Annotated in this window: 6 protein-coding genes; 3 read left to right on the plus strand and 3 right to left on the minus strand. The window is 41.3% G+C overall.

Annotated features, from left to right (window positions below):
* The first annotated feature begins 538 nt into the window (after nt 1–538).
* Together ABID99_RS04980 and ABID99_RS04985 are read left to right on the plus strand one after the other, a co-directional pair.
* Entirely contained in the window at nt 539–3,691 is a 3,153-nt protein-coding gene (locus ABID99_RS04980) for a SusC/RagA family TonB-linked outer membrane protein (protein ID WP_373613061.1), read from the plus strand.
* Between the two features lie 24 nt (nt 3,692–3,715).
* Nucleotides 3,716–5,314: a RagB/SusD family nutrient uptake outer membrane protein gene (locus tag ABID99_RS04985; protein ID WP_188833824.1), complete on the plus strand. Its 1,599-nt coding sequence runs from the start codon at nt 3,716–3,718 to the stop codon at nt 5,312–5,314.
* Between the two features lie 454 nt (nt 5,315–5,768).
* On the opposite strand, the gene ABID99_RS04990 is transcribed toward ABID99_RS04985, so the two are convergent.
* Nucleotides 5,769–9,884 (minus strand): hybrid sensor histidine kinase/response regulator transcription factor, encoded by a 4,116-nt coding sequence (locus ABID99_RS04990; protein WP_188833823.1) that lies wholly within the window; start codon nt 9,882–9,884, stop codon nt 5,769–5,771.
* A gap of 846 nt (nt 9,885–10,730) precedes the next feature.
* Between ABID99_RS04990 and ABID99_RS04995 the strand changes: the two genes are divergently transcribed.
* A complete protein-coding gene (locus ABID99_RS04995; protein WP_090533168.1) occupies nt 10,731–12,203 on the plus strand; it encodes an RICIN domain-containing protein in 1,473 nt (490 codons plus the stop codon).
* 464 nt (nt 12,204–12,667) lie between these two features.
* Here the strand turns inward: ABID99_RS04995 and ABID99_RS05000 are convergent, their stop codons facing one another.
* Nucleotides 12,668–14,221, minus strand: a complete 1,554-nt coding sequence (locus ABID99_RS05000; protein WP_176628660.1) for a RagB/SusD family nutrient uptake outer membrane protein — start codon at nt 14,219–14,221, stop codon at nt 12,668–12,670.
* Nucleotides 14,222–14,232: 11 nt separating this feature from the next.
* Entirely contained in the window at nt 14,233–17,373 is a 3,141-nt protein-coding gene (locus ABID99_RS05005) for a SusC/RagA family TonB-linked outer membrane protein (RefSeq protein ID WP_373613062.1), read from the minus strand.
* Nucleotides 17,374–17,583 lie beyond the last annotated feature (210 nt).

Below are 17,583 nucleotides of genomic sequence, written 5' to 3' on the forward strand. Positions count from 1 at the left end.
ATTTTCAATGAATGATAAATGATAGTCATTAATGTTGAACCTCAAATCAACCATATAAGGTATCATTAAGCAAATCCTTAACAACCTTGTCGATTCTTAGAACGCTGCCTTTCTACCGCATAAACATACTCGGATGATGACAACTTGAATAACAAAACTATTCCAATGCGAACGTCATAGCTTGGGAACCAGTAGCGCTTAATACAAACAATTGTTTTTTGAACACCAATAATTCAAAATGCCGGTAACAGCCAAATATTGGTATGCGCTTATCGATGCATGGTAAGAACATGAAAATATACAAATTGAAACATTTGTACACCTATTTTTTAACAAATGGCGCTACTCCGCAAAGTATTTTTGAACGCCAGAATTACTTATTATATAAACCATAAAGCTCATTTAATATTTTCTTACAATCAGGATGGAGATGCTTGCTATATTTTCGCAATCGATTGTATTTTAATATTGGTGTTTATTTAACAATTAATTGTGGTTAAATAAAAGTTTTACTTAACAACAAAAACCAATTATGAAAATGAAAATTACAAATTTTACCAGGCTGCTAAGCGCAGCTAAATTACGGCACTTGCTGCTACTGCTGGTGTTTATGAGCACATTGCCCGTAATGGCACAAACAGTCACCATTAAAGGCGTCGTAAAATCGGCCGATGATAACAGTCCGCTACCCGGGGTTACAGTTGCAGAGAAAGGAAAGGAAAACGGAGTTATTACCCGGACGGATGGCTCTTATTCGCTCAACGTAACGGGGGATGCTACCCTTGTATTTTCTTTTGTTGGTTACACAAAACAAGAGATTAAAGTAAATGGAAAAACCGTACTGAATGTAAATTTACAAAGTGATAGTAAAGCCCTTAATGAAGTAGTAGTAATTGGCTATGGTACCGCCCGTAAAAAGGACCTGATAGGCTCGGTAAATGTGGTAACCGCAAAAGATGCAGGGGCTAATACATCTACAAGCCCGGCTCAATTATTAATAGGCAAGGCACCTGGGGTTCAGGTAATGCAGGCTAACGGTGTGCCTGGTTCGGGCGCTCAAATTATTGTACGCGGTACAGGCTCGTTTACCGATGTTAGTCCGCTTTACGTAATTGATGGTATCCAGGGCGATGCCAATTTATTCAACGCCATCAGCCCCCAGGATATTGAAAATATAACCATACTAAAAGACGCTGCCTCCACAGCAATATATGGTGTTGCTGCAGCAAACGGCGTTGTGATCATCACCACCAAAAAAGGTAAGGCGGGTTCAACTCAAATTACATTTAATTCGCAGGTGGGTGTTTCAAACGTCACTAAAAACCTTGATCTGCTGGGTGCCGCCGACTATGTGAAGCTCCTTAAAGATATAGACGCGACCAATAACAACCCGGTGCCGGCAAAACTTAACACGCCATATGTATTAGTTGACAGGACCAATTGGCAGAAAGAGATTTTTAAAACATCCGTTTCAACTCAAAACGACCTGAGCGTAAGCGGAGGGAGCGACAAGGTTACTTATAACATGTCGGCAGGATACGTTACGCAGCAAGCCGTAGTTAAAGATTATAATTTTAGAAGGTTTAATAACCGGTTTGTATTAGATGAAAAACTGGGTCGTTTCCATTTTGGACAAACCTTGAACTTACGGTATACTAAAACTGCAGGCCAGGTAACAAGTATTGGTAACGCGCTTGGTTATGCACCGTATCAGCCCGTTTATGATGCGTCTATCCCCGGCGGTTACTCTATCCTTACCAACGTTGATGATAACAGCAATGCTGTAAACCCATTGCAGATTTTAGGTGTACAAACCTTAAGCAGCCACGACCTCGTTTTATTTCCGCAGGTATTCGGCGAGGTGAAAATTATCAACGGGTTAACTCTTCGTTCGCAGGTATCAGGTGTATATGGCAACAGCGTGAACGATTCGTACCAAATACCATATGTTACCTCCAACAACCTTGCATACAGCAGGCAGGCAGGTCGTGCGTCAAATAACTATTCTAATTATACCATCGAAAATTACCTATCATATAATCACAGCTTCGGAAAACATAATATTTCATTAACTGCAGGTACCAGTTATATTGATGCAGGCAGCACCAAATATCTTAGCGTACTGGGCACTGGTATGTTATCAGATGCTGTGCGAGATATCGGTGTAGCGCCTACGCTTACCGTGCAGGGTAATTCATCGGGCTATTACACTCAATTTGGCAACGTCATTTCCTATTATGCCCGTTTAATCTATTCGTTTAACGATAAGTACATTCTTTCGGGTAGTATCAGGCGCGATGGTTCGTCAAACTTTGGCCCGTTAAGCCGTTATGGTAACTTTCCGGGTGGTGGTTTTGCCTGGCGTTTTGCCCAGGAGGATTTTGTCAAGTCGGCATTGCCATTTATCAATGATGGTAAACTGCGCGTAGGATGGGGCCGCACAGGTAATAACAGATTTGGCCTTACAAATACCAGCGTATTTACCTTTAACGGGCCGCCGGGAAACCTCGTTTATTCGTTTGGCCAAACCGAACAGTTTGTTAACGGTACAACTGTAATAACTATCGCCAACCCTTTATTACATTGGGAAACAACCGACCAAACCGACGCGGGTATCGACCTTACGTTCCTGAATAACCAGTTAACTTTCTCGGCCGATTACTATAATCGTAAAAGCAGCGGCCTTATAGTAGCGATACCTTTGCCGCCAAGTTTGGGTGTGGGTATAAACACATCAAACAGTAACGAGATTGTTAATGCGGCGGATGCCCAAAATAAAGGTTTCGAATTTCAATTAGGTTACCGTTCAAAGCCCCAAAACGGTTTTAGTTATAATGTAAGTGTAAACGGTGCTTACAATAATAACAAAACAATATCATTAGGTACACAATCGCCAACACCGATTGTTGGTGGAACAGGAGCAATTTACACACTAACCCAGGCAGGTTATCCTATCGGCTCATTTTATGGTTACAGGGTTGGCCATGTAGCTAAAAACCAGGCCGAAATTGACGCCCTGAATAAAACGGCACAGCAAAAAACCGGCGATGCCAACGCGGTTTATCAAACAGGGTTGCTTCCCGGCGATTTTATATTCAAGGATTTGAATGGGGATGGAGTTGTTGACAGCAAAGACCAGCAAGTTTTGGGAAGTGCTATTCCAAAGTTCATATATGGTATTAACCTTGGGGCCACTTATCGTAATTTTGATCTTAATGTGGTATTATCAGGCGTACAGGGAGTTCAGATTGGAAACAATTTAAGATCAAGTTTGGAGTTTGCCGGAACAGGACATAATGCCTCAACAGCTATATTAAACAGATGGGAGAAACCTGGCGATAACGCTCTCCTGCCAAGAGCCGGGCAAAATGCAACCGGATCCGGAAATTTAAGGCCATCAGACTTTTTTATCGATAACGGCTCCTATTTGCGTGCGCGTAACATAACCCTTGGCTATTCCTTTAGTAAAGCCGCACTGCAATCGTTTTCAGGTTCTGTTTTAAGCAAACTGCGTATATATGTGGCCGCCGAAAATCTTTTTACTATCACCGGTTATAAAGGATATGATCCTGAGTTAAGTACAGTTTATGGCGATAACAATTCAAACGATACTATTTTTAACCGCAATATTGATAACGGCCAGGTACCGCAACCGCGCACATTTTTATTCGGGATACAAGTAGCATTTTAAAAGGCATTCTTTAAAAATAAAAACATGAAAAAATATATAAAATTCCTTTTGATGACAGCACTTCTTGCGTTCTCAATAGGTTGCAAAAAAGATCTGAATCTGACAAACAAAAGTGCATACACTTATGATACTTATTTTAATAGCGATGTTGCGATAAACCAGGCTGTTGTAGCCACTTACGCCGCTTTGCTGCATACAGGTTTTTGGTCTGGTGATTATTATACTACTTTTGACCTGCTTGGATATGACGCTAAAAACAACCAACCCCTTTTAGGTGATTATTTGCAAGTGGCCCAGTATAATTTTGGCCCCGACCTTGACGTAATGAACAACACATGGTCAGCATTTTACCAGTTAATTGCACGGGCCAATGTTGTTATTGACAGGGCACAGGTGTGGAAGCCAGCTAATGCTGCAGAAACGACCGACCAGGCGCAATATGTTGCCGAAGCCAAATTTTTGCGTGCTTATGCTTATTTTAACCTGGTTAATTGTTTTGGACGGGTACCTTTACGTACTAAATATTTACCCCTGCCAACACCTGCCGATATCAATATGCCGAGATCGTCAGTTGCAGATGTATGGGCATTTATTGAACAGGATTTGAAGGATGCCGAAGCGGGTTTGCCAATATCTTACCCTGCAACCAGCTATGGCCGTGCTACGCAGGGCGCTGCAGTGGCGTTGCTGGGTAAATCATACCTTTATGAAAAAAAATGGGGCCAGGCACAGACTGAGCTTACCAAGCTAACGCAGCAACCTTACACCTATGCACTGGCGCCAGTTTATAATAACCTGTTTGACGATCCTAACCAGGATAATCCTGCCTTGAACCCTGAAACTATTTTCCAGGTGATGAACCAGCAGTGGACAGATTGGGGGATTGGTAACCAGTATTATATGTTTGGGGGCCAGGAAACCTGGGGCGGTAAGGCAACACATACCGTTCGCGCTCAATCATATGGCTTTAATGATTGGAACAACGTTTATGTCACTACAACAGCTGTTAAAGCGTTCACTTACCCTAACCCGCAAAATCCATCGGTTAATTACGTTGACCCACGTGCTGCTTTTACTTTTTACGGCGATGCCGCAAGCGGCGGACAGACACAGTATTGCCAACAATGTGCAACCGGTCCGATAGCTTATCCTTTCGCTACAAAAGGTTACGAATGGCTTAAGTACGAATATTATAACAAGGTAGCTACCTTTGGTGGCCCGCAAAGCGGTATCAACGGCCAGGTGATCCGCTATGCTGATGTATTGCTTATGTTGGCCGAAAGTTATATTCAGCAGGGCAATACGGGTGATAAACCTTTGGCCTTAATTAACCAGGTACGCAGTAGGCCAAGTGTTAATGCGCCGCTTTATACATCATTAGGCAGCCAAACCGATGCAATGCGGATATTAATGCGTGAACGACAATTGGAACTAACGGGAGAACAAGTTCGTTATTTCGACCTGATTCGCTGGGGTATTGCCAAGCAAACTATCAACGCCGAAAGGCAAATTGAAGATGGCACACAACCTTTCCAGGATAAAAATGTGTTGTTCCCGATACCGTTGGCAGAAAAGAATGCCAACTCTGCAATAGCAAAAGATATTTCAGGCGACTGGAATTAAGAAGCCTATTAAGGAGTTGGTTTGCAACTAAACTATACAGATCGTGAACTAATAGGTGGCGTTTCCATAGGTTTAGCTTTTAAGTAACATAAATTCCAATAAGAGCAGGCTTTGTAGCTTGCTCTTATTTCATAATCCTGGCGAAAGATTTCTTTAATTTTTCTTTCTCTTTTTATAAATACCATGATACAGGCCAAAAACATCACTAATCCTGTCACTAACCTTACCACATAATATTCATCACGTTTCTTGTAAAGCGTATAGAACTAAGTAAGCAGTATTGTTTTGCTTTTCCGTCGGGAAACGGTTTACCGGGCGGCTTTTATCGCGATACTTCTTCAAAAAAAGTAAAGTATAATCAAACGCATATGAGCCGGGATAGGTTTAAAATAGCCAATAAACTACTGGCTAAGATTAAGTTTAACTTTTTTAAAAAGGGTAAACAAGGCAGGTATTACAGGTTTATTTTTCTTTCGGCCCCCTGATTAACCATGGCGTTTTTAAAATTCTTCCTGAATTTTTTGATGTATTCAGATGGTTTTAAATCAAACACCTTTTTAAACTGCTCACGAAAATATTTTATATCTTTTATTCCAACAGCATAAGCGGTTTCCAATATATTTAAATCGCTGTGAACAAATAGCTGCGCGGCTTTTCTTAACCTGATAGCTCTTATGAAGCTATTAGCTGGCTGGCCTGAAATCATTTTGATTTTTTTGTAGATCCCCGAATAAGACATATTTAATTCGGAGGCTAAGGATTGCAGATTAAAATCGGGATCAGTTATATGATCTTCCACAATTCGGATACAGGAATCCAGGAATCTTTTGTACTCGATAGAGATAGTGTGCGGGTTATTGTTCAGCGTAATTTCATTATAAAAGTATTGCTGAAGTGTATTTCGGGTTTTAAGCAGCCCGCTAACCCGTGCTTTCAGGATATCTTTATCAAAAGGTTTTCCAATATAATCGTCGGCCCCCCCTTCAATACCTTTTAATTTAATTTCATTTGATGCACTGGCGGTTAATAAGATCACGGGAACATGAGATGTTGTTATATTCTCTTTAATAGCGGCGCAAACTTCTATCCCGGTCATGCCCTGCATCATCACATCGCATATGACTATATCCGGCCACTGCTCATTAATAATCTTGATTCCATCCTCACCATTTGGCGCTACAAGAACATTATATTCAATTTTAAATATCTGACGGAGATACTCTCTCATATCCTCGTGGTCATCGATGATTAACAGTGTTTTGAGGTCAGACGCTGTTACTTCCTCTCCCGGCTCTGCTGCGGGCACTATATCATGGGCTGTAGTTTCAGAATCTATCAACTCTTTTAAAAACTCAGAAGTAGCTGTTGGCTGTTCTGAGATGATCTGATCTTTTAAATGCGCTTTCCCTTTTTTTAAAGTGATTGTAAAAGCTGTCCCTTTTCCTGCATCGCTGTGATATTCAACAGTTCCGGCCTGGCGCTCTACAAAATTTTTAACAAGATAAAGCCCAAGGCCAAACCCTCCGTTTGAGGTACTGGCCAAATCAGACACCTGGTAAAACCGGCTAAAAAGTCTTTCGCCAACTTCAGGTGGGATTCCGCAGCCGGTATCCTCAACGATTATTGAAACTGTCTGTTCAAATTCCTCTGCACAAACGCGAATTATACCGAGTTTTGGAGTGAACTTCATCGCGTTTGAGAGCAAATTAAACAGCACGATCTCTGTTTTTTCCCGGTCGATATAAACATTCAAACAATCGGTTGGTGATATGAATTCAAGTTGAATGTGTTTTCTTTTTGCTTCATGTACAAAGCATAAATAAACCTCCCTGCATAAATCGATTATATTAACATTACTTATCCTCAATTGATCAGATTCCGATTCGGCCTTTTTGAAAAGCAGCAACTGATCTACTAAACCTAATAACCGGCGTGCGTTCCTGTAAACGATGGTTAAATTGGAGGTATCTACCGTCTTCTTTTCATTATATAAAAGTTCCTTAATAGGATTAATGATCAATGTTAATGGTGTTCTGAACTCATGCGAAATATTGGTAAAGAAGGCGAGCTTTCGCTCGCTGAGCTCCTTTTCCTTTTCGCTTTCATAATGCGCTATCTGGATTTCATATTTTAATTTAGCCTGACGGTCCCGGTATAAAAGATACAGATAAACTACCCCGCCAATGATTATGGCATAAATTGTATATGCCCACCAGGTACGGTACCATGGCGGCGAAATAATGATGATTAGGGATTTGGGTGTCTTGTTCCAGATACCATCATTATTACTTGCTATAACTTTAAATTTATAAGTTCCGGGATTAAGATTGGTGTAAGTAGCCCTTCGCTGGTTACCGTTAAAATTCCATTTTTCGTCAAAGCCTTCCAGTTTATACCGATAACTATTTTTTTCCGGATGAGTATAATTCAGCGAAACAAATTCAATTGAAAATACATTTTGATCATAATTAAGAAAGGCAGTATCTGCTGTACCAACAGGTCTTTTCAACGGTGAATCAGCACCCGGTTTTACAGATTTATTAAACACCTGAAAATCGGTAAAGTAAACCGGTGGGATTTTATCGTTCAATTTAATTTTTGACGGATCGAATACCACGACACCTGAATTTCCCGCTAAATAAATTTGCCCATCTGCAGATTTGTAAATAAGCGAATGCGAAAATACGCCGTCGCCCTCATCAAAGTTAGTTATGGCTAATGTTTGGGGTGTAAACTTTGATACCCCCGTGGCAGAATTGATCCAAAGATTTCCCACCTCATCTTCAACTACACTGTTGAAAACGTTGCTTGCAAATCTGTTTTTACGTGAATAAACAATAAAAGAATCGGTTTCCGGAGCATATTTGTTTAATCCGTCGGCTGTGCAGATCCAGATGTTCTTTTTGCTATCCTCAAATATGCAATGCACAATATTATTACTGAGGCTGCCTGCAATTTTATCATTATAAGTATAGTGGTGAAAAATCCCGGTTTTAGGATCAAAACGATCAACACCGTTTCCGCTTGTTCCGATCCATACATTGCCTTTGCTATCTTTTAAAAGATTATAAATATGGTTACTGGCAATTGAATTGGGGTTCCTGTCGTCATTATAATAATGTTTAAATTGCTGTGTTTCTTCATGGTAAATCTTTAAACCGGCATCTGTGGCGAGCCAATATTCGAGAGGCCTTACTTCAAGAATATCCCTGAAAACATCTTCATTAAAAAAATTACTCAGGGCCGAATGGTGAAAATGATGGATAAACCTATTATTGCTGCTGTCAAATTTATCAAACCCATTTTCGGTTGCTGCCCATAGCACCCCCTCATTATCCAAATATATTTTACCAACCTGGTTACTGCTGATACTTGAGGGATCATTGGTATGTTGAAATAACTTTGTTGTCTTTTTCGGTAAATCAAACTTATATAGCCCTTCGTTGGTAGCCAGCCACAACATATTGCCTTGCAATAACATACTTTTTGCTTCGCGGGGCGCGATTGATAAGGGGATGAAACGGAATTTATATTGTGTAAAATCAACTTTTGTTAAGGCGTCTTTGCCACAAAGCCACATAATACCGGCCCCATCATTATAAACATATCCATCCGCAGTACTATTAATATCGCCAATCTTTCGCCATTGACCATTACCCTTATTTATAAAATAGAACCCGCCGTTACTTCCAACAACTAAAGTGGAGTCATTAGCCTTATCAATGCTAAAAGCTCCTACGTTGATATTATCGTGACTCGAAAACCGGGTATATTGCTGGTTTTTAGGATTAAAACAAAAAAGGCCGCTCCAATAAGTACCTACCCAAATGCAACCGTTTTTTTGATCGTAAAAAAGGCTCCAAATATCATTGGGGCTTTTTTTAAGCTGAGATTCAGTCTGCGGATAATTGCTGAAATGTTTACTTACCTTATCGAATTTATTTAATCCACCATTCCAGTTTCCCAGCCACAAGTTTTTTTTATCATCCTCAACAATTGCATTTACCGACTTGCCTTTTATTGAAAATCGATCATTCTGATTGGGTTTATAACTAACAAAAGATCGCTTATTTGACACGTATTGATTAAAACCATCATCCGTACCTATCCATATTGTTCCTTCTTTGTCGCAGCAGATCGAAAAAATCTTATTATTACTTACCGACTCTTTGATCTTATCGCTATGATAAAATCGTTCAAACTTCTCGGTATTGGGATCTAAAATGTTTAAGCCGTCCATGGTGCCAACCCATATCTTTCCGTTCTTGTCTTCGGCCAGCGCACTGATAAAATTTGAACTTATACTCGCGGTATTTCCGGGAATATTCACTAAACTTTCAAAAGTGTAGCCGTCAAACTTACAAAGCCCGTTATCCGTCCCTATCCACATATACCCCCGGCTGTCTTTAAGTGCCACTGTTACATTTTCAGAAGGCAGGCCATCATGAGTGGTATATGATTTTAATGCAAAATTCCTTGCATCGTTAGTTGGAAAAGTTACCGGAGCCTGCGCGTTCACAACACTGACAAACAGAAGATTAATCAGAAAAAACAAGACAACTTTATGCATAGATCCGTTATCACTTTTAATTAGGCAAATACAACACTCCGTATCATCGCTAACATTTTTTACACTATAAACCAGTTATCGCCGCCTTGGCTTAGGCAGGCTAATGCGTTTAATATTGTACTTGATACACTTGTAACCTTCAACAATTTAGCAATATAAAAACAGAGTTTGTTGGCTGTTCTGCATGTGCCTGCAAATAATTTTCTAATATCCAGGTATTAAATGTTCATTTGATGAATTTTCCTCTCAGGGCCAGTAACCATCAAAAACTCATTTAATACTCATTGAAAAATGATTCGTCAGTTCGCTTAACTTTTGGCAGAACCTGTCATATAATGCTGAAACACTAAGTTTATAAGGCATCCAAATGTAAATAATTATTAATTGTATTTATAACAATAATTAAGAGCAAAGGGCATTCGTTGAATTGGCGAAAAAGCAAATTAAAAGCCGGGCTATTGTAGTAAACCCTGATAAAATGCCACTTTATCCCCCCAATATTGAGGCTTTACCCCCTTTTCAATTCCTACTTTTTAAAAGAAATTTAGGACAACCATATAAACACGGATTTTCTTCCTCCGATATTACGTATAGCCATTTTTAACGGCTAATTAAATTACTGATGGTTACATTCCGCAGTGATTGACAGTTAATTATCGGCAGAAAATCTATTGTTCAAAACATCTGCCATGATAATATTTGATTTGTGCCCGAACATGCATTCGGTCAGGTTACTGGTAACCGATATAATTCACTTCATATTAACGCTGGGAAGGGCCCCGCCATAATTAAAAATTAAAACCGATTGATCAAAAGAGCTACTTATTTAACACCTGATATAAAATTATGAGAAAAAACTTAACTACCGGGGCACTATACTGCCTGTTAGCCCTGGCCATGGGCTGTTCTAAAAACCCTATTCAAAAAGGCGCTGACCTATCAGGCCAAAAATTTGGAAAACAATCATTTGCCCTTTCAACTACCAATACAAACGGTTTCAGGGGTATAAACTGGGCCGACCCTAACGGAAACGAGGGAGATGGGAGGGTTGTATTGCCCAGTGGTATGACTACATCGCTTACCGCTACGCAAGCTGCTACTTTGGCCACTAATATATCCAGTGCCGTTAAAACAAGCGGCGGCACCACCATCAGGATGCCGATAAACCCCTGGACTGCCTCAAGCTCAACTTATTGGCCGGTTTACCAGGCTGCAATTAACGCGGTTGTGGCAAACGGCTGTAAAGTAATACTTTGTTACTGGCCGGTTGGGGTACATCATGTACCTGATACTGCACAATGGCATACCATGTGGACAACAGTAAATAATGTATATAAAAACAATACATCGGTATTATATGAACCTATCAACGAGCCGGTTGATTATTCAAGTACCGACCTGAACAACTTATATGCTGGTTTCTTAACCACTTATAGCCCGGCCGATGGAAAATGTATCCTTGATGGTACAGGGTATGCCGCCGACGTAACTGCGGTTGGTGCCGATTCAAGGTTAGCCAACCAGTATCTTGGACTGCATTGCTACTGGTGGTTCTGGGGCTCGTACAATGTTTGGTCAAGCTACTATAATATCATGTCGGCCCGTACAGGTTCATACGCGTCACGTACCATAGTTACCGAGGTTGGTATCGAAACTTTCAGGAACATGAGCTTCTGGTGGCAATGGGATACCGGCGTATATGTTGACCAGGCCTTCCTCACCGGATCGCTTGCCTACGCCAAGGATAATTCAATGGGGACAATAGCATGGTCGGGCGTTAATGATATTGATACTTATCGGTGGTATACTGCAAACAATAACCTTACCGAGGTTAGCCCGGGTACCGCAAATATGTTCAGGTGGTCATGGAAGCTTACCGCTGCACCCGTATGGATAGGGCCGGTTGCTGACGGGCGATATCAACTTCAAAACCGGGCATCGGGCCTTATGCTTGATAACCTGGGCAGTACAACCGATGGCGCAGCTGTGGCGCAATGGGCATCAGGAACAAGCAATAACCAGAAATGGAATATAAGCTACACTGCCGGTTATTATACTTTAAGTTGTGTTACCGGAAAAGAATGTCTTGATGTGGGTACAAATACCGCAGATGGGTCAAATGTTTTACAGTATGTAGTAGGCACGAGTACAAACCAACGTTGGTCGCTTGTTTCAACCGGAGATGGCTATTATAGGGTAATTAATCTAACCACAGGCAAATGCCTTGATACCGGAGGTTTAACTGCCAATGGATCAGCTGTACAGCAGTGGCCACAGGGTTCAAGTTATAACCAGCAATGGAAACTTATTGCTCAATAGAACATATTTAATTGCCAGGGTAAGCACCCGGCTTTAGTTTAAAAACAAAATTCAAAAGGCTGTCTCAAAAAGGACGGCCTTTTGAATTGATAATTTGCTGCGCGAATAATTATTCATGTTGCAATCAGATTGATTTGCTTTAGTCCCATAATGTTTCGCAAAAAAAAATCTGGTTTAATGCATTTTATGTAGAGCATAATTGCGTCTTCCACAGGACAAGCCGATTTCAAAAGCTTCTCAGTTGTCGTAAATAGCAAGCGAGAGACGCATTATGCGTCTTTACAATCAAAACTATCGTTTTTAAACAACACTATAACAAGTAACAAAATTTCAATCAGATACATTACAAAGGCACTTATAAAACCAAACCCTCGATAGGTCGCCGCAATCGGCAGTCCTATCGAGGGTTGTATAGTTAAAGAGGGGGGCAATCACATCATTTAATGATGTAATGTCCGGGAGCCCTAATATCCCGGATTGTTAGGCAACAATTTTTTATTAATATCAATATCAGCCTGAGGAATCGGCCAAAGCCACCCTTTGCCAGCGTCAAATGTCCTGGTCTCTAACTTAACCTGGCTAAATTTCCAGGTAGATGGGCTTGCCGGGTTTTTTAGCAACGATTTGTCGTAACCATACACGTCATGAACAAGGGATTGATCTTTCCATCGTAACATATCTGCATACCGGGTGCCTTCCATAAAGAACTCTACCCTACGCTCGTGGCGCAAAACGGCACGTAATTGTGCCTGGCTTAAACCGGCTCCCTCCACACTTTCTACCGTTGGCATATTTACCCTTGCCCGTATCTGGTCAATGAGTGTATAAATTTCGGGTGCAGTACTTCCGGATTCAATCAAGGCTTCTGCACGAATCAGTAATACATCTGCATAACGCATCAGGATAGTATTTAAAGAGCAATTATTAGGGTCGGCAATACCAATTGCTGCGTATTTACGCGGACGGGCCCCTGACGGCACTACATCAGTGGCGGGGATGTAAGTAGTTGAACCCCACTGAGAGCCGGGCAGCACCACTGAAGCGGCCAGTCTTGGGTCGCGATTAACATAAGGGTTTTGCGAATTGTACCCAGAAGCCGAATTGGTAATTGGCAATCCATTGGTCATGTAATATGAATCGATCAAATCGGTGGTAACATTTGGTGTTGGCCAAACGCTCAAAGATAGGGCAGATGACGGCCATGGTTGTGGTTGGGTGGTTGGAATATATTGGATATCAAAAATTACCTCGCTGTTGTTTTCATGCGCTTCATCAAATAATAAACCATAATTTGGATATAAACTATAGGCTTTAAGATCAATCACATCCTGCGCTGCCTGCGCGGCATCGGCCCATTTTCCATTATACAAAAGCACTTTTGCTTTGTAGGCCAGGGCGGCACCCTTTGTTGCACGGCCCACGTCGGTACCTGAGTAAGAGGCTGGCAATGCTGCTGCGGCATCTGTAAGGTCAGTTACAACCTGGGTAAGCACAGTGGCTTTGGCCGTTCTTGAAACATATGCGTCCGAAAGTGACTGAACTTGGGTAATTAAAGGTACATCGCCGAAATAAGCAATCAAATCAGCATAGGCGTAACCACGTAAAAACTTAGCCTCTCCTGTCATTTGGCTTTTTACTGTAGCATCAATACTTGCAGCGGCAACATCCTTTAGGAACTCATTGGCTCTGGAGATAATAGTATAGTCCTGCGTCCACTTAGCGTATGGGGCCCAACTGTTGGATGTTGTTTGCCATTCCCCCACTTCCTTCGAGCCCTGCCACGCGTCCTGGCAATAGGCGTTATCCGATTCAAAATCAAACTGGAAAAATTGTGCCGGCGTGGCATTGGGCTGTAACGCATTGTAAATACCCACCAAGGCCATTTTTACCTGGGTTTCATTTTGGTAGAATGTTGATGGTGATAAGCGGTCATTTGGAGTCTTGTCCAACAGACCTTTCTTGCAGCTTGCAAGATTAATAACAGCTAATACAGTTAAGACTTTATATATATTTTTCATGATTTTATCATTTAGAAATTAACATTTACACCCGCGGTCATCACACGGACCTGCGGATACGCTTCGGCCCTTGTTTGATCTGTAGTTTGTTCGGGATCAAAGCCTTTGAATTTGGTGAATGTGAAGGCGTTTTGCACGTTCGCATAGATCCTCAATGAGCTTAAACCGATCTTCTTAATGGCAGCCGGACTTAAGGTGTACCCTAATTCAATATTTTTGATCCTCAGATAAGATGCATTCTCAACATAAAAAGAGGAGTGGATATTATTTTTTACGCCATCTAACGTGATGCGCGGATAAGTATTAGAAGGATTTTGCGGTGTCCACCTGTTTAACCACCAGGTACCAAGGTTGGCAAAGCCGCTGAAAGGCGAAGCAATTTCATAGTAGGTATAACCTTGCATACCTTGTACGCCTTGTAAAAACGCGCCAAGGTCAAAGCCTTTCCAGGCCACATTGAAATTGAATGCATACGTTACACCTGGAAACTGCTTCCCGATAACTTTACGGTCATGATTTTGATCAACTATACCATCTCTATTAAGATCGGCATATTTAATATCGCCAGGTTGTGCGTTATAATCACTTACTTTAACAACACCTGGCTTAAGCGTATAAGTACGGCTTGCATAAGGTATAGACGCATCACTATTGTTTTGCCATGTAAAGTCGGCGATCTGGTAAATACCCGTCATCTGATAGCCGTAGAATGAATTGATAGCAGAGCCAACAACAATAGCTTTTGGTGATGTAAACTGCTGAGGTACATTCATAGCGAGGATCTTGTTGACAATGTGCGACACATTTAAAGAAGTCCTTAATTTAATACCATTATCAAATGCCTTTTTATACGAAATCCCGAGTTCGAAGCCCTTGTTTTGCACTTCACCTGCATTGGCCGTTGGAGCCGATTGAGCAATTGTTAGTGGAATCGGTTGGGTCAACAGCAGGTTTTTAGTCCTTTTGTCAAAATAATCCGCTGTAATTTCAATATTATTGTGCAAAGAGATGTCGAGGCCGAAATCAAGCTGCTGAGCTGTTTCCCATGTCAAATCTTTGTTAGTCATTGCGGTAATGGCAACACCCGAGTAAAGGGTTCCGCCAAACGAATAGTTCTGGCCCGAATTCAGAATATCGCTGCCATTATAATAATTGCTGATATTTTGATTGCCTAAACGGCCCCAGGAAGCACGAACTTTCGCAAAATCAAGCCAGCTCAGGTTTTTCATAAAACTTTCCTTCGATATCACCCATCCGGCTGAGAATGAAGGAAATGTACCCCACTGTTTTCCTTGTGCAAATCTGGAAGAGCCGTCCCTCCTGATATTGGCTTCAAATAAATATTTTTCATCAAAAGCATAATTGAAACGGCCAAAGTATGAGCGAAGGCCAAGAGCATAGCTGCCGGCATTATTTGTTTGCGTAGCTGCATCGCCAAGATTCAATATCCGCTGAGAATTATTTACAAAATGTGCACGATAGCCGCTTTGCCAATCGTAAGTAAACTCCTCTTCGCTATAGCCACCTAATAAATTGAATGAATGACGGTTAATGGTCTTGTTGTATTTTAGTAAACCGGTAAGTAATGAGTGGCCATCAATCTCGCTTGATGTAGTCAAATCAGAAGGTAACTGCGTAACTGTTCCGTTTTGGTTTTGTAAGGTTACATTGGCATGAAAGGCATTGCCGTTAGTAGAGATAACGTTATAACCGTAGGTAAGCTGCGCACTTAAACCGGGCAGAATTTTATACTCCGCTTCGGCCTGACCGCCGAAATTATAGCGTTTTGTAAGGTTTGTACTGCCCTCTTTAATTTCACCGTAATAGTTGCGTTCGCCATTAACAGAAACCCAGTTGCCGTTGGCATCTTTAAGCGGATGTATTGGCGCTAAGGTTGCGTACCATTCAGCGTTCCAAAGATCGGTTGGTTCATTTTTTATCCCTACGTTGCCGGATATGTTGCCCGAAACACGGAGCTTTTTATCTTTTAAATGATAGCTGTCAAGGTTAAGACGGAAGTCCGTTTTCTTGTAATTGGTAGCAACCAGAATCCCATCCTGATCCAAATGGCCAAGCATAAAAGAATAATTAACGTTATCACTTCCTCCTGTTGCACTTACCCGGTGGTTTTGCATGTAAGCATTACCATAGTATACATCAAAATAATTGATATCCGGATACATGGGGTTATTGTGAGCCGCGTACTTTTGGATTATCGAGTCGGGATATGTAGGAGGCGCTCCACTATTTATATCCGCCTCATTATGCAGTGTAGTATATTGAACCGAGTTTAGTACTTTAGGTAGCCTTGTCGGGCTCTGAATACCTGCATATCCGCTGTAATTAACACGGACTTTGCCTGCAGATCCTCGTTTAGTAGTAATTAAAACAACGCCGTTTGCAGCCCGGTTACCGTAAATAGCCGATGATGCCGCGTCTTTAAGCACCGAAATTGATTGAACATCATTAGGGTTCACGTCGCCTATAGCCCCGGGAAAGCCGTCAACTAACACTAAAGGAGAATTATCTCCAAAAGTTCCGACGCCGCGGATGTCGATGACAGTATTGTCATCTCCGGGTTTACCTGAACTTTGCAGCGCATAAACACCTGAAACTGTACCTTGTAGTGCCTGGCCTGTATTTGTCAAAGGCCTGCTTTCCAGATCCTGCGTATTTACAATACCTACAGAGCCAGTAAGGTTTTCTTTCTTCTGCGTTCCGTAACCTACTACTACAACATCGTTGAGCGTTTTCATCGATGGCTGAAGCTTTATGGCGATATCAGTCTTTCCGCCTACGGCTATTTCAACTTTTTCGTAAGAGATGTAGGTTACAACGAGCACGGCATTTTCCGGCACATTGTTAAGTTGAAAGTTTCCCTTTATGTCACTTAGCGTACCTTTGTTAGTTCCCTTGACACTGATAGAAACACCTACCAGGGGCTGGCCGTTGGAGGCGTCTATGACGGATCCTTTTACAGTAATCGCAGCTTTATCAGGAACTATTTGAGCGATTATCAGGCTGCTTTTGTGAATTAAATTTGGAATTGACGCGTTAGCACCGATTGGCAATATAAATAATGCCAAAGTTTTAAGTGTGGTGCGAAAACCCCTGGAATACAAATAATTTGAAATAAGTAATTTTCGTTTCATAATTGGGTTATTAATAATTTAGATTTTTGGGTATTGGCAAAAGACAGTTATGTAAACGCTGTTGGTATGTAAGGCACCAACAACCGAAAAGCATAATTTAAATGAAGCTTTCAGGGTTAACAATAAAGGACAATTGCCCGGGCAGTATTTATACCGACATTTCTCGAGATCGTTTTCAATTAAGATGCATGCTGCTTCCTTTTCCTGGGA

Source organism: Mucilaginibacter sp. OAE612, from assembly GCF_041806395.1.
Lineage (GTDB): Bacteria > Bacteroidota > Bacteroidia > Sphingobacteriales > Sphingobacteriaceae > Mucilaginibacter > Mucilaginibacter rubeus.

Excerpts from the sequence above, each read along its gene's own strand:
- ABID99_RS04980 (WP_373613061.1), top strand. The coding sequence starts at position 539 with ATGAAAATTACAAATTTTACCAGGCTGCTAAGCGCAGCTAAATTACGG.
- ABID99_RS04985 (WP_188833824.1), top strand. The coding sequence starts at position 3,716 with ATGAAAAAATATATAAAATTCCTTTTGATGACAGCACTTCTTGCGTTC.
- ABID99_RS04990 (WP_188833823.1), bottom strand. The coding sequence starts at position 9,884 with ATGCATAAAGTTGTCTTGTTTTTTCTGATTAATCTTCTGTTTGTCAGT.
- ABID99_RS04995 (WP_090533168.1), top strand. The coding sequence starts at position 10,731 with ATGAGAAAAAACTTAACTACCGGGGCACTATACTGCCTGTTAGCCCTG.
- ABID99_RS05000 (WP_176628660.1), bottom strand. The coding sequence starts at position 14,221 with ATGAAAAATATATATAAAGTCTTAACTGTATTAGCTGTTATTAATCTT.
- ABID99_RS05005 (WP_373613062.1), bottom strand. The coding sequence starts at position 17,373 with ATGAAACGAAAATTACTTATTTCAAATTATTTGTATTCCAGGGGTTTT.